Genomic DNA, 13,846 nt, shown 5'->3' on the forward strand with positions numbered 1-13,846 from the left:
ACCTGTACTCCTGCGGTCATCAACGCTTCCACGTCACCGGCACACCGTCCCGGTAGGGCTGAAGCAGCACGGTGAGGACACCGTCATCGGTCACAAAAACCGCATCCGACGCAGGCCACGCGCGGTGAGTTCCCGCCGCTTTTGTCGCCGAGGCGATTTGAGCTTCGGTCGGCGCGACGATGACAGGCCGGCCGAGGAAGAAGTTGAGGATCAGAGTCTGCCGGTAGGCAACGAACGGCTCCGAGTTGACATGGGCGCCGTAGAGGAGGTTGGGAAGCCGCTTGAACGGCTGTTCGGACTGGAGTGGAAGCTCCCCGATCACGACCACGGGCCGAGGGCTGGCCAAGCCATCGGGGACGACCTGCTCGATACGGGTGACGATCCGTTGCACCTTGGCTGTGTCATAGACCTCTCGCAGGGCTGCGCTGTTGGCCTCCTGCGACGCCACGGTGACGAAGAAGTAGAGGAGGACTGTGGAGCCGACGCCGACAGCGATCCGTCCGAGCGTGTTCGCCGCCATGACGACGATCACGGCGAACCCGACGAGGTAGAGGTGGACCGAGAGAATCCGGCCGACCGAAGCCCAGGTCTCGTCGTTGATGATGTAGCTCAGCTGCAGCGCCGGGGGAACGCAGGCGATCAGCAGCACGGAAAGGATCACCGGCGCGAGCCCGCGGCGCCGGGCCCGAACCAGAAGAACCGCGACAGCGGCTACGAACAGCAGTGCCGGGAGGAAGGACAGCAGGCTTGGCAGGTAGTCCACCCGCGTGGTGAAGTTCGCGATCGTCTCCCGGTACGAATCCGCGAACGTTTCGATCATCCGTGAGACCGAGTTGATGTGCCGCCGCTCGCCGCCCGATCTCGCGGCGGTCAGCAGGACGCTGAGGTAGTAGACGACGACAGAAGCGCTCAGGGAAGCCACTGCGACAGCCACGCGTCGCACCATTGCGGGAGCCGCCGCCTCCACCTCGTTGTCGTCGCCAGGTCGTAGACACCACGCGATGAGAAGCAGGGCGATCAGCGCGATCTTCGGCTGGTAGGTGGCCAGCGCGAGCGCGAAGGCCAGTATTGCCAGCGGAATCCGGTACCACCTGTTGCGCAGGCGATCCAGCGCCAGCGTGCCCAGGATGGCGAGCAGATCGCCGATGACGAACGACACGTGGTCGACCGAGAACGAGTAGTAGTCAAGGATCGCTGGGTGGAAGCAGAAGAGCAGGACGAGCACGACGAGCGTGGCCCGGTTGCGGACGCGCCAGATCGCCGCGAACACGAACGCGTTGACGATCTGCACGGCCGCGGCCAACGCGATCAGAAACGTCGGGACCCCGGATCCGCCCGTGAGCTGGATCAGGATGTCGGCGAACCAGCGGCCCTCATACTCGGTCTTGAACGACGGGTATCCCAATACCCAGGTGTGCGGGAACGTGTGGTTCGTGAAGCCGACATGGGTGAAGAAGTAGTTGTAGACCACGAACGTCGCGACGTAGGCGATGACGCCCAGCACAAGCAGGAAGCGGAAGTGATCCGATCGCAAGCCGGCACGTAGCGACTGACGTTTTTCGCGGATCCGCTCCGCGTTCCCGCGCATCAGGGCCGCGAACGCAGTCGGTGCGGCGCCGTTGGCCGGCCGATCAGGCGCGACAGGCGCGAGCGGTCTTTGGTGCGTGGGAGGAACGGTCACCCCCTGGACATCGTCAGCAACTCATGGGCGTTAGCCATCTTTTGTTGCTGATTCACTACTTGAGGTATTAGATCATCTTGTTCGGGTGACCCGCTGGTGTGCTTCGAGCACTGTCGGTTGATACTTCTTGGTGACGTCGCGCCACTGGCGAGTGACCTCGGCCAGATAGCTTCCGAAGAGATGTGCACGAGCCGTAAGTCAAGTCCAGTTGGATCCCTGTTGTGGACAACTGGGATCTGTGGATAAGTCGCGTCTGCTTCGGCGTCGGTCGCCCGGAACTGTCGCCCCCTTCCAATAGCGTTGTGAACAGGGGTCCCCCGGGAGGGGACCCCTGCGGGAGCGAGGGGTATTGGCTAAAGCAGGTCGTGGATGCGGATGGGGAGGGAACGGATTCGGCGGCCGGTGGCGTGGTGGATGGCGTTGGCGATGGCTGGGCCGACGCCGGTGGCGCCGAGTTCGCCGATTCCCTTGGCGCCGACTGGGCTGGCGATGCGGTCTTCCTCTTCGATGAAGGTGACGTCGATGTCGCCGACGTCCGCGTTCACCGGGACGACGTAGCCGGCGAGGTTGCGGGACAGGAAGCGGCCCAGGTTCGGCTCCAGGACGGATTTTTCCAGCAGGGCCTGGCCGAGGCCCCAGATGATCCCGCCGGTCATCTGGCTGCGGGCGGCGAGGTGGTTGATGATCCGGCCCGCGCTGTAGACGCCGACTATCCGGGGGACGCGGACCAGGCCCAGGTCCGCGTCGACCCTGACCTCCACGAAGACCGCGCCGTAGGTGCGGATTGAGTATTCGTTGCCTTCCGCGCCGGGTGCCCAGCTGCCGTCGGACTCGACGAACTCCAGGCCTGCCGCGTCGATCAGGCCGGCCAGCGAGTCGCCGGGCTGGGCCTGCAGCTTCTCCATCACCGAGCTTGCGGCGTCCTGGACGGCCGCGCTCAGGCTGCCGCTGGACATCGATCCGATCGTGCCCATGTGAGGCGGGAAGGCTGTGTCGCCGTGGCGGACTTCGACGTCCGACGGGGCGCAGCCCAGTGTTTCGGCGGCGATCACCTGGATCATGGCGGGCAGGCCGCTGCCGATCTCCTGCATACCGGCCTCGACCACGACGTGCCCGTCCGACGAGACCCGGACGCGTGCTGAGGATGAGCCGCGGAAGCCGTTCATCGAGGACACGGCCATGCCCCAGCCGATGAGTGAATTGCCGTCACGCATCTGCGGTTTGCGGTCCGCCCAGCCGAAGCGCTCCGCGCCTTGCCGAAGGCATTGCACCAAGGACCTGGCGGAGAACGGTTTGCCGGTCATCGGGTCGGCAGGCGGCTCGTTGATCACCCTGAGCTCGACCGGGTCGATGCCCAGTTCCACGGCCAGTTCGTCCATCGCGGACTCGAGCGCCACCAGGCCGGGACCCTCGGCCGGCGCACGCATCGGCGTCGGCTGGGGCCGGTCGACCTGCCGGACCCTCAGCTCGGTGTCGATCGCCGGGCTGTCGTACAGCCAGGTCGAGCCGCCGGTGGTCATCTCGGTGTACATGTCGACGCGCGCAGCGGCATTGATGCTGTGGTGCCGGATTGCTGTGAGCTTGCCGTCTGCGGTTGCACCGAGGGTGACAGTCTGCGAGGTCTCGGGCTGGTGCCCGGACAACGAGAACATCTGCGCCCGTGTCATCACCAGTTTGACTGCACGGCCGCTGGCCTTGGCCGCGACAGCCGCCAGCACCAGGTGCGGCCAGACGTAGCCTTTTGCACCGAAGCCACCGCCGACATACGGGCAAATGACCCGGACATGCTCCGACGGGATCTGGAACAGACCTGCGAGTGCGCCTTGTGCAATCGACGAGGATTGCACCGAGGAATGCACTGTCAATTGATCGTCGTCCCACCAGGCAATCGTGGCCGACGGCTCGATTGGACTGTGATGGCGATCCGAGGTGGTGTACGTGGCCTGAACGACCTTGTCCGCACGAGCCAAACCGGCGTCGACATCGCCCGTGCGCTCCACCGGCGGCCCGTACACGGCCGGGCCGCTCGGGATGACAGCTGCACCCTGTCCGAAGGCCAGTGGAGTTCCAACGTCCGAATAGGACACGGATACCAAGGTTGCCGCGTGTTGCGCCTGTTCGAGCGTGGAAGCAAGCACGAGCGCGACCGGCTGGCCGTCGTAGTGCACTTGCGTGGTCTGCAACGGGATGACTGAATGTCCGAGGGGCGGGCTGGTCAATGGCGGAAGCTGCGGGACGTTCGTGTGGTCGATAACGTCCAGCACGCCAGGCGCCGCCAATGCCGCGGACTTGTCGATCGACGCGACTTGCCCAAAAGGGATTGTTGCGGTCGTGAGAGCCGCGTGGACGACATCCGGGACCTGGGTGTCGGCGGCATAGATCGCGGCGCCGGTGAGTTTGGCCGGGCCGTCCGGCCGGATGAGCGAGGTCATCGGGCCTCCTCCAGTGCGCGAACCGCGGCCCGCTGAGCCAGGATCACCTTGTAGCCGTTGTCCGCCAGCGGACGTGCATCGGCGAACGACAAAGCGACCGCATCCGACAGAGCATTGCGGTCGGTGATCGAGACGCCGGTCAGTGCGGACTCGGCCGCTGTCAGCCGCCAAGGCCGATGAGCTACGCCGCCCACGGCAATTCGGGCAGACGTGATCGTGTCGCCCTCCAAGGAGATGACTGCAGCCGCGGAAACGACCGCGAATTCGTACGACACCCGTTCGCGAACTTTCAAGTAATGTGATCGTGGCGCGGCGGCCGGAACCTCCACTGCGACAATCAATTCGTTCGACGCGAGTTCTGTATTCAGCGCGGGGGTATCGCCAGGGAGCCGGTGGAACGACACAGCTGGAATTCGGCGTTCGCCAGACGGACCCTGCACAATCACCGACGCGTCCAGCGCCGCCAATGCCACGGCCAAATCGGAAGGGTGCGTGGCGACGCAGGATTCACTCCATCCAAAGATGGCCTGCGCGCTCGTGTCACCGATCAGTGCCGAGCATCCACTGCCAGGTTCCCGTTTGTTGCAAGGCAAAGGCGTATCCGAGCGGAAGTACGCGCACCGGGTTCGCTGCAGCAGGTTGCCGCCGATGGTGGCCATGTTGCGCAGTTGAGCGGAAGCCGCCCGCAGCAACGAGTCACGCAGCACCGGATAGTCCTGCTGCACAACAGGATCGGCTGCGACATCGCTCATCCGGGCCAGCGCGCCGATCCGCAGCGGGCCGGAAGTGTCGATCGACGCCAGTGGCAGGCCGTTGATGTCCACCACACGGTCCGGCGTCTCGATGCCTTCCTTGAGCCAGTTCACCATCTCCGTGCCGCCGGCCATCAGCTGGGTTCCCGGCTCGGCCAGGGCCGCCAGCGCCTCAGCGACATCGCCTGCGCGATCGTAGGTGAATGTCTTCATTGGACGCTCGCCTCCGTCACGGCGGCGACGATCTGTGGATATGCCGCGCAGCGGCAGATGTTGCCGCTCATCCACTCCTTGATCTCCGCGGCCGAACCCGCGTGGCCCTCGGCAATGCAGGCGACCGCGGACATCACCTGTCCGGGTGTGCAAAAACCACACTGAAAGGCATCATTGGCATGAAACGCCTTCTGCACGGGATGCAGTTCGCCCTCAGCGGACAAACCCTCGATGGTGGTGATTTCGGCATTCGAGGCCGCGACCGCGAGCATCATGCAGGACAGAACACGCCTGCCGTCGAGCAGGATTGTGCACGCTCCGCATTCGCCGCGGTCGCAGCCTTTCTTCGTTCCAGTGAGCCCGAGCTGCTCGCGCAGCGCGTCGACCAGCGTCATCCTTGGATCGGCCGGCACCTGACAGGGCCGGCCGTTGACCGTTAGTGACGTCGTCTGTTCGTGGTGGGATGTCACCCACCAGACATTATTCGTAGAGCGACGCGATCGCCTCCGAATACCTGTCGGTGATCACGCGGCGCTTGAGCTTCAGTGTCGGTGTCAGTTCACCGGACTCCGCGGTCCATGTCTCGGAGAGCACTCGGTACTTCTTGATCTGCTCGGGCGAGGACAATACGGCGTTCGCCTGCTGTACGAGGTTCTCGAGTTCTTCCAGGACAACGGGATGGGCGGCGAGGTTGTCGGCGGGGATTCCCTTGGCGTGCGCCCATATCGGTGCGGCCTCGTCGTCCAGCACGATCAACGCGGTCATGTACGGCCGCGTGTCGCCGATCGCCACTGCCTGGCTGACCAGCGGGTGGGCTCGCAGCAGGCCCTCCACCTTGGCGGGCGCGATGTTCTTGCCACCGGCGGTGATGATCAGTTCCTTCTTGCGGTCGGTGATGAACACGAATCCGTCTTCGTCGATCTTGCCGACGTCGCCGGTGGCGTACCAGCCGTCCGCGTCGACATCCGGCTTGATCGTGCCGTCCGCCTGCAGGTAGCCGAGGAACACTGTCGGGCCGCGGACCAGCAACTCGTCGTCCTCGCCGAGCTTGATCTCGCACCCGGGCAGTGCCTGGCCGACCGAGCCGACCCGGTAGGAGTCCGGCACGTTCTGGGTGACCGCGCCGGTGGTCTCGCTCAGGCCCCACACCTCGAGCACCGGAATGCCAATGCTGGCAAGGAAATCCAGCACCGAGACCGGGATCGGCGCGGCACCGCTGTTGCCGCCCCGGGTCATCTGCTCCAGCCCGAGCATGGTCCGGATCGGCAGCAAGGCCTTCTCGTCGAGCACTTTCAGCCGTGCGGCGAGCTCCTCGGGAACCGGCTTGCCCTCGCTGCCCAGCTTCCAGACCTCGGCGGCAGCGTCGCGGGCCATCTGCACGCCGGCACGCTGTTCCTCAGGCATGGCAGCCAGACCGCCCTGCAGAGCGGCCGCCATCTTCTCCCAGACGCGCGGCACGCCGAACAATCCGAACGGCCGAACCCCATGCAGCGCGGGAATAAGCTGCGTGTGGTCGGCGACCGTGGTGGTGTGCCCGGCCTTGTAGATGACCAGGTAGATACCGAGCATGCGTTCGGCGATGTGCGCCAACGGCAGGTACGACACCGACTTGCCATGCATCGGCAACGGGTGCGCCGTGTCCACCGACGCGGCCTCGAAGAGCAGGTTGTAGTGGCTGAGCACTACGCCCTTCGGGTCACCTGTGGTGCCGGACGTGTAGATCATGCATGCGGGCTGCTCCGGGTTGATCGTGTCCGCCAGCCGCTCGATCGCCTCGACATCCGCGGCGTGCTTGGCGGCACCTTTCTCGTAAACCTCGCGGTACGACACGAACCTGTCGTCACCCGCGGGCACGTCATCCTCGTTGATGACGACGACCTTGCGCAGGCCGGGCAACTCGTCCAGTGCGGGCCGCCAGCGAGAGATCTGCTCGGCGCCTTCCAGCACAACGACGGGCGTCGCACTGTGCCTGGCGACGAAGGTGATCTGCTCCGGGGACAGGGTGTCGTACGTGGTGCACGAGATCGCACCGAGGTGTAGTGCTCCGAGATCACTGACCCAGTGCTCAGGGCGCCGGGCCGACATGATCAGCATCCGGTCGCCGGTGGACAGGCCCAGCTCACTGAGGCCGTGCGCGAGCGCGGCGATGTGCTCGCGGAATTCACCCCACGCCAGCGTCGTGGCGTCCGGGCCCCAGCTCGAACTGATCGCAGGCAGGTCGGCGAATTCTTTTGCGTTACGTCGTAGGAAACTGGCTACCGTCTGGCCGTCGATTGCTTGCCGTGCCTCTTCAACACTGCCCACGCCCGCTCCTTTGCGTCACCCTGGAGCTGAAAACCTATGACATCGACCCGGCCAATTCCAGACTCGTCAATAACTCCATCGGCTGCGGGCGACCACCTCTTCGGCGGGGGCATCACCGAAAAGGCTGATCTCACCCCGGCGGACGGTGCTGATGGCCGCGGCGAGTTCCGGCCCGAACGCGGTGAGCAACGCCGGTTCGGCCTCGAACGCCGCCAGAGCCGCACCGAGCGAGGACGGCAGCGGCACGGCGTCGTCCAGCGTCGCGGGGTCCACGTCGACCGGCTCGGGCAGAAGCGCCCCTTCCGCGATCCCGGCGCTGCCCGCGACCAGCAGCCCGGCGATGGCCAGGTACGGGTTGGCCGACAGGTCGAAGCATTTCACCTCGACATTCGGTTCACCTGCGGTGATGAACCTCAGTGCGGTCTCCCGGTTCTCCAGGCCCCAGGCGGCGAACGGCGCGGCCCAATGCGACGGGATCAGCCGCAGATAACTCGCTACAGACGGTGCACCGATCGCGAGCAATGCGGGCAGTCTGGACAGGATTCCACCGAGGAATGACTCGCCGTCGGCGGTCAGCCCGAACCGGCCATCGCCTCCGGCCAGCAGGTTCTTGCCGTCGCGCCATATGCTCAGGTGAATGTGCCCGCCGTTGCCGACACCGCCGGCGACCACCTTGGGTGCGAAGGTGGCCCGCAGACCGTGATTCTGGGTGACCGCGCGGATGGTCTCGCGGACCAGGACGAGGGTGTCCGCGGCGGCGACCGGGGACTGGCACGCGACCGAGAGCTCGTACTGACCGGCGGCGTACTCGGGGTGGATCTGCTCGACCTCGATGCCCTGCGTCGCGAGCGCGTCGAGGATGTCGTGCAGGTAGCCGGACAGTTCCGTCAGCCTGGTCATGCCGTACGCGGGACCGCTGCACGCCGGGACGAAGTCGTCCTCGCCCTTGGAGACGCACCACTCGACCTCGAACGCGGCCATCGCGACGAGTCCGTCGGCGGCCAGCCGCGTCACGACCCGCTGAGCCAGGCCCCGGGCGTCACCTGGATGGACGTTGCCGTCCTGGTCGTGCCGCACTGCGGGTGCCCACGCCCAGCCGGGCTGAGCCGCCAGCACGGTCAGCCTGCTCAAGTCGGGTTTCAGCCGCAGGTCGCCGACCGGCCCGCCGCCGACGATCGAGTCGTCCAGCAGGAAGTAGTCGAAGACCGGGGACGCGCCGATTCCGCTGGTCACGGCCCTGGAGAGCAGGTTGACCGGGACCGCTTTGACGCGCGTGACGCCGCTGTTGTCGACCCAGGTGACCGCGACCGCGAGCACACCCCGCGCGGTCAGGTTCGCGGAATCCATCGCTTCCCCTCACTCTTAGGCTCGGGGCAATGATCTCCTTGTTGAGGGGCGCGCGCGATGCCGGAATGGGCCGAACTTGACCTGATCGACCACCACTGCCACGGAGTTGTCCGGCGTGACCTGGACGAGGCCGCTTTCCAGGCGATGCTCACCGAGGCCGGCGGCGAAATGTCCACAGTGGGCGGAAGCCTGCTGGATTCCCGGATCGGCTACGCGGTCCGCAGGTGGTGCGCGCCGGTGCTCGGCCTCGAACCGCACACACCCGCACTCGAGTACCTCGTGCAGCGGGCCGCGCTCGGGTTCGAGGAGGTCAACGCCCGGTTCCTGGCCGCCGCCGGACTGTCGGGCCTGTGCGTGGACACCGGCTACGTGCCTGAACCGATCCTGACCCCGGCGGAACTCGGGGCGCTGGCGTCGGCGCCTGCCTACGAGATCGTCCGGCTGGAGCAGGTCGCCGAGTCGCTGTTCGGCACCGTCGACGCCGACGGATTCGCCGGCGCGTTCCAGTCCCTTTTGGAATCGAGGACCCGGGAGGCGGTCGGGGTGAAGTCCATCGCGGCCTACCGGACCGGTCTGGACCTCGATCCGGACCGGCCGTCGGAAGCCGAGGTGGCCAACGCGGCAGCGCATTGGCTGGCGCGCGATCAACGGCTGGCCGATCCGGTGCTGCAGCGGTTCCTGATCTGGTGTGCGGTCGACCGGGGGTTGCCGATCCAGTTCCACGTCGGCCTCGGTGACTCCGATGTGGACATGCGGTCGTGCGATCCGTTGCTGCTGATGGGATTGCTCCGGGAAATCGAGCCGACCGGGGTGCCGGTGATGTTGCTGCACAACTACCCGTTCCACCGTCACGCCGGATATCTGGCGCAGGTGTTCGCCAACGTGTTCGTGGACGTGGGCCTGGCCACGCACAATCTGGGCGACCGGGCCACCGCCGTGATCGAGGAGACCCTTGAGCTGACGCCGTTCGGCAAGTTCCTGTACTCGTCGGACGCCTTCGGCCTGCCGGAGTTCTACTACCTGTCCGCGCGATTGTTCCGGCGGGGTTTGTCGGCGGTCATCGACGCGGCGGTGTCCGAAGGATCTTGGAACGCAACCGACGGTGAACGGGTGGCCAGACTGATCGCCAGCGAGAACGCGATACGCGCCTATAGGCTGGATCGCGATGTACACGCCTGAGTTCTTCGCCGACCCGCACCCCACGTACCGCGAGCTGCGGGAAGAGGCTGCGGTACACCGGATCCAGGACCCGAGAGGCCTGACGTACTGGCTGATCACCAGGTTCGACGAGGCCAAGGCCGCGCTGGCGGATCCGAGACTGGCCAAGGACCCCAGGCACGCGTGGGAAGCGCTCCGCAACGCCGGAATGGTCAGCGGCGACCCGGCCGAGGCCACGTTCGACCTGCACACCACCGACCCGCCCCGGCACACGCGGCTGCGTGCGCTCGTCACCAAGGCCTTCACGACGAAGCGAACTGAAGCTCTCCGGCCGCGAGTTCAGGGCATTGCCGACGAACTGGTCGCGTCATTGCCGGATCGCACCGACCTGATCGGTGACTTCGCGTACCCGCTCTCCCTCACAGTGATAGCCGAACTGCTGGGCATCCCGATCGAGGACCGTGACCAGTTCCGCGAGTGGACCACCGCGGCGATGACACCGCCCTACATCACGCCGGAAGGCATGTCACGCGAGGAAGGCGGCCGTCGGCTGCGCGAATACGTCACAGATCTTGTTGCCACCAAACAAGAAGGTGACGATCTTGTCAGCGCACTGCGGGCAGGCGAACTGAAGCAGGCGGAAGTCGTCGCGCTCACACAGCAATTGCTGTTCGCCGGGCACGAGCCGGTCATGAACCTCATCGGCAACGGCCTCGCCGCCTTGTTCGGCCACCCAGAGCAACTTTCCCTGCTCCGCTCACAGCCCGCGCTCATCGCGGGTGCGGTCGACGAACTTCTCCGTTACGACGGGCCGACCGCCCGCGCGTCACCCCGCTATCCGACCGAGGACATCGAGATCGCGGGGACGATCATCCCGGCGGGCAGTGTGGTGATCGTGGGGGTCGCTTCGGCCAACCGCGATCCCAGCCGGTTCGACGATCCCGACCGGCTGGACATCACTCGTCCGGAGCAACCACATCTCGCCTTCGGCCACGGAATCCACCGCTGTCTCGGCGTTCCGCTGGCCCGTATGGAAGGCGAGATCGCGATCGGCACCCTGCTCCGGCAGCGCCCTTCAGTCCGGCTGGACGGCGAACTGACATGGCACCCGTTCCCGGTCTTCCGCGGACTGCAGCAGCTGCCGGTCCGCTTTCCCGGGTAGACGGCTATCCGGCGCGAACCGGAGTTTTGGGCCATACCGCGTAAATCCCCGCCGCGATGACAAAACCGACCAGGAACGTGATGTCACCGATCCACGGCACGGCCTGGGGGATCGGGCCGGTGTAGAGCGACTGGTTGGAGAACAGGCCGATGGAGATGAGCATGCCGGCGAGCATCGCCACTGGACCGGCCCAGTTGCGGTGCCGGGTGTCGGTCAGGGCGCTGTCGATCACCTGGCCTCGGCGGACATGCATGTCCACCAGGACCACACCGAGCCAGGGCCCGATCCAGTACGCGATCACCAGCAGGAAACTCTCGTACGCGTGCCCGGCGTCGGAAAGCCCCAGCCACGCCAGGACGAACCCGATCGCACCGAAACAAGCCGCGACCACGGCCCGCCGCCACGCCAGCGGAAGGTTGATCCCCAGGGTGAGGAAGGCGAGTGCGGCGGAGTACACGTTCAGTACATTGGCCGCGACCGCACCGAGTGCGATCGCCAGCAAGGTCAGTGCGGCCAGCCAGGGCGGCAGGTTGTTGGTGAATGTGGTCGCGGGATTGCTCGACGCATTGCCTCCGACAGTCACGGAGGCCGCACCGACAAGCATGAGCACGGTCGTGGCGAGGAACAGGCCAGAGCCCGCGAACCAGCCGACGGCCCGGCGTGATGTCCCGGCGGGCAGATAACGCGTGTAGTCGGCGGCGTAAGGATTCCAGCCCGCGGTGTAGCCGAAGGCCGCGCTGGCCGTGAGCAGGAAACCTCCCAGCCCGCCGGCGCCGCCAATTCCGCTGAGCGCCGACCTGGCGAAGATGAATATGGCCGTGACCAGGAAGACCACGGCGAGCACCGGGAAGACGTACCGTTCGAACGCCTGGACCAGGTTGTGGCCGAAGAAGGCGATCAGGATCTGCACGGCCACGATCAGGACCAGGCACAGCAGTACCGGCAACCCGGTCAACGAGTTCAACGCGAACGCGCCGCTGACACTGTTCACCGCGAACCAGCCGGCACCGGCCATGATGGACATCAGCGAAGCCGGCAGAAGATTTCCCCAATAGCCGAACGCCACCCGGCCGAGAACCATCTGGGGAACGCCGTGCACCGGGCCACGCGCGGAAAGAAAGCCGTGTGCGATCGAGCCCAGCAGATTGCCGAGCGTCAGCGCCGCGGCCGCCTGCCAGAAGGACAGTCCGAAGGCCGACACCGCGAGCACACCGAGAAAGATCGTGGCGAATTCCAGATTCGGCGAGGTCCACGTCCAGAACAGCTGGATCGGCCTGCCGTGCTTGTCCTGCGCCGCGACCGGTTCGATTCCACCCGGCTCTACCTTGACGACTTTCTCGCCGTAGGCCACTTTCAGCTCACGGTGATCGCGTCGAGCTTTTCCTTGAGGTACTCCGAGGCGATCACCTCGGGGTACGACATCTGCCCGATCGGCGGGCCGAGCGAGGAGATCCGGGCGTCATGGTCGGTCTCGTAGAAGAAGATCAGCGAGACGAGATCCTCGTCGGGCGCGCTCGCGTGCGGCGGCAGGACGCGGTGCCGCGTCGAACGCCAGCGGTCGCCGGTCCACCGGGCCATCAGATCGCCGATGTTCACGGTGAACGCGTCCGGGTTGTACGGAGCGTTGACCCAATGCCCATCCTTTGTGTACACCTGCAACCCGCCGACACCGGCCTCACGGTCCAGCACCGTGACCGTTCCGAAGTCGGTGTGCGGGCCGATCCGGAACTGGCCGTCGTCGGGCTCGCCGACCACGTTCAACGGCGGGTACCAGTTGATGTTGAAGGTGTACGTCGGATTGTGCGTGTGCGCGGTGAAATGCCGTTCCGGCAATCTCAGCGCCACCGCGAAAATCGTGAGCAGCGTGTCGGACAGGGCCCGCATCCGCGTCATGTACTCACGTGCGGTCGATTCCAGGAAAGGAACCTCGGACGGCCACACGTTGGGAGCGAACCAGAACGAGTCGATCTCGGGAATGCCCACCGCGGCGTCGGCACCCATCGAATAGGACTCTTTCAGGTCCGGCGGTGTCTCGGTGCCTTCGGCGTACGAGTTGGCCTCGACGCCGGGCGGCAACCAGCCACGCCCGCCGACCGACACGGCATAGCGCTGCTTCTGCTCACCGGACAGGCCGAAGAACTGCCGGGCCTGCGCGCGGGTGTCCGCGCGCAACGCGGGGTCCACGCCATGCCCTGTGATCAGCAGGAACCCTGAATTCTGCAACGCCCGGTCGATCTGGTCGGCGACGGCCAGACGGTCTTTGGGTGAGCCGTGGAACCAGGGCTCCAGATCGACGAGCGGGACAGTCATGTTCGTGCCTCTCCGATATCCTCGAACCAGAGCTCGGGGTGTTCCTTGATGAACTCCGTCATCAGCTCGACACAGTCCGGGTCGTCCACAATGGTCACTTGGACACCGTGTTCGGCCAGCCAGTCGTGCCCGCCGGAGAACGTGGTCGCCTCGCCGATCACCACCCTGGCGATGTTGAACTGACGGACCAGCCCGCTGCAGTACCAGCACGGCGACAGCGTGGTGACCATGACCGTGTCGCGGTAGTCCGGCCGCCTGCCGGTGTTGCGGAACGCGGCGGTCTCGGCGTGCATGGACGGGTCGCCGTCCTGCACCCGCCGGTTGTGGCCGCTGCCGAGCAGCTCGCCGTCCGGCCCGAACATCGCCGCGCCGATGGGGATCCCACCCTCCGCCTTGCCACGAAGCGCCTCCTGACGCGCCACGGTCAGCATCTGTCTCGCCTCGATCAACTCGCGGCTCGCTTGCATGGTCACACTGTCGTGCCTGG

At 66.0% G+C, this 13,846-nt stretch carries 11 protein-coding genes; 2 read left to right on the plus strand and 9 right to left on the minus strand.

Annotated elements, in window-relative coordinates; translation table 11 throughout:
- Positions 1–19 precede the first annotated feature (19 nt).
- The 6 genes from JOF56_RS16650 to JOF56_RS16675 all read right to left on the minus strand — a co-directional run bounded on the left by JOF56_RS16650 (position 20) and on the right by JOF56_RS16675 (position 8,729).
- Positions 20–1,681, minus strand: coding sequence for a glucosyltransferase domain-containing protein (locus JOF56_RS16650; protein WP_209638787.1), 1,662 nt, complete (start codon positions 1,679–1,681; stop codon positions 20–22).
- Positions 1,682–2,034: 353 nt separating this feature from the next.
- Positions 2,035–4,113 (minus strand): xanthine dehydrogenase family protein molybdopterin-binding subunit, encoded by a 2,079-nt coding sequence (locus JOF56_RS16655; protein ID WP_209638789.1) that lies wholly within the window; start codon positions 4,111–4,113, stop codon positions 2,035–2,037.
- On the minus strand, positions 4,110–5,078 hold the full coding sequence (locus tag JOF56_RS16660) for an FAD binding domain-containing protein (RefSeq protein ID WP_209638791.1): 969 nt from the start codon (positions 5,076–5,078) through the stop codon (positions 4,110–4,112). The genes JOF56_RS16655 and JOF56_RS16660 overlap by 4 nt, the downstream gene beginning before the upstream one ends.
- Positions 5,075–5,548 carry a (2Fe-2S)-binding protein gene (locus JOF56_RS16665; protein ID WP_209638793.1) on the minus strand — a complete coding sequence of 158 codons (474 nt, stop codon included), beginning with the start codon at positions 5,546–5,548 and terminating at the stop codon, positions 5,075–5,077. The genes JOF56_RS16660 and JOF56_RS16665 overlap by 4 nt, the downstream gene beginning before the upstream one ends.
- Positions 5,549–5,558: 10 nt before the next feature.
- Positions 5,559–7,382: an AMP-dependent synthetase/ligase gene (locus tag JOF56_RS16670; protein ID WP_209638795.1), complete on the minus strand. Its 1,824-nt coding sequence runs from the start codon at positions 7,380–7,382 to the stop codon at positions 5,559–5,561.
- A gap of 66 nt (positions 7,383–7,448) precedes the next feature.
- Positions 7,449–8,729: a type I glutamate--ammonia ligase gene (locus tag JOF56_RS16675; RefSeq protein ID WP_209638797.1), complete on the minus strand. Its 1,281-nt coding sequence runs from the start codon at positions 8,727–8,729 to the stop codon at positions 7,449–7,451.
- A gap of 57 nt (positions 8,730–8,786) precedes the next feature.
- Between JOF56_RS16675 and JOF56_RS16680 the strand changes: the two genes are divergently transcribed.
- Together JOF56_RS16680 and JOF56_RS16685 are read left to right on the plus strand one after the other, a co-directional pair.
- Positions 8,787–9,908: an amidohydrolase family protein gene (locus JOF56_RS16680; protein WP_209638798.1), complete on the plus strand. Its 1,122-nt coding sequence runs from the start codon at positions 8,787–8,789 to the stop codon at positions 9,906–9,908.
- Positions 9,895–11,049 carry a cytochrome P450 family protein gene (locus tag JOF56_RS16685; protein ID WP_209638800.1) on the plus strand — a complete coding sequence of 385 codons (1,155 nt, stop codon included), beginning with the start codon at positions 9,895–9,897 and terminating at the stop codon, positions 11,047–11,049. The genes JOF56_RS16680 and JOF56_RS16685 overlap by 14 nt, the downstream gene beginning before the upstream one ends.
- A 4-nt stretch (positions 11,050–11,053) precedes the next feature.
- Here the strand turns inward: JOF56_RS16685 and JOF56_RS16690 are convergent, their stop codons facing one another.
- From JOF56_RS16690 to JOF56_RS16700, 3 genes are read right to left on the minus strand one after another with little or no spacing between them, the layout of a single operon-like run.
- Positions 11,054–12,400 (minus strand): purine-cytosine permease family protein, encoded by a 1,347-nt coding sequence (locus tag JOF56_RS16690; protein ID WP_307855131.1) that lies wholly within the window; start codon positions 12,398–12,400, stop codon positions 11,054–11,056.
- A gap of 2 nt (positions 12,401–12,402) precedes the next feature.
- Positions 12,403–13,359, minus strand: a complete 957-nt coding sequence (locus JOF56_RS16695) for an isopenicillin N synthase family dioxygenase (protein ID WP_209638802.1) — start codon at positions 13,357–13,359, stop codon at positions 12,403–12,405.
- A complete protein-coding gene (locus tag JOF56_RS16700; protein WP_209638804.1) occupies positions 13,356–13,826 on the minus strand; it encodes a nucleoside deaminase in 471 nt (156 codons plus the stop codon). Before JOF56_RS16700 ends, JOF56_RS16695 begins: the two co-directional genes overlap by 4 nt.
- Positions 13,827–13,846 lie beyond the last annotated feature (20 nt).

It is taken from the genome of Kibdelosporangium banguiense, from assembly GCF_017876405.1.
GTDB classification, from domain to species: Bacteria; Actinomycetota; Actinomycetes; order Mycobacteriales; family Pseudonocardiaceae; genus Kibdelosporangium; species Kibdelosporangium banguiense.

Excerpts from the sequence above, each read along its gene's own strand:
- JOF56_RS16685 (WP_209638800.1), top strand. The coding sequence starts at position 9,895 with ATGTACACGCCTGAGTTCTTCGCCGACCCGCACCCCACGTACCGCGAG.
- JOF56_RS16660 (WP_209638791.1), bottom strand. The coding sequence starts at position 5,078 with ATGAAGACATTCACCTACGATCGCGCAGGCGATGTCGCTGAGGCGCTG.
- JOF56_RS16695 (WP_209638802.1), bottom strand. The coding sequence starts at position 13,359 with ATGACTGTCCCGCTCGTCGATCTGGAGCCCTGGTTCCACGGCTCACCC.
- JOF56_RS16700 (WP_209638804.1), bottom strand. The coding sequence starts at position 13,826 with ATGCAAGCGAGCCGCGAGTTGATCGAGGCGAGACAGATGCTGACCGTG.
- JOF56_RS16675 (WP_209638797.1), bottom strand. The coding sequence starts at position 8,729 with ATGGATTCCGCGAACCTGACCGCGCGGGGTGTGCTCGCGGTCGCGGTC.
- JOF56_RS16655 (WP_209638789.1), bottom strand. The coding sequence starts at position 4,113 with ATGACCTCGCTCATCCGGCCGGACGGCCCGGCCAAACTCACCGGCGCC.
- JOF56_RS16680 (WP_209638798.1), top strand. The coding sequence starts at position 8,787 with ATGCCGGAATGGGCCGAACTTGACCTGATCGACCACCACTGCCACGGA.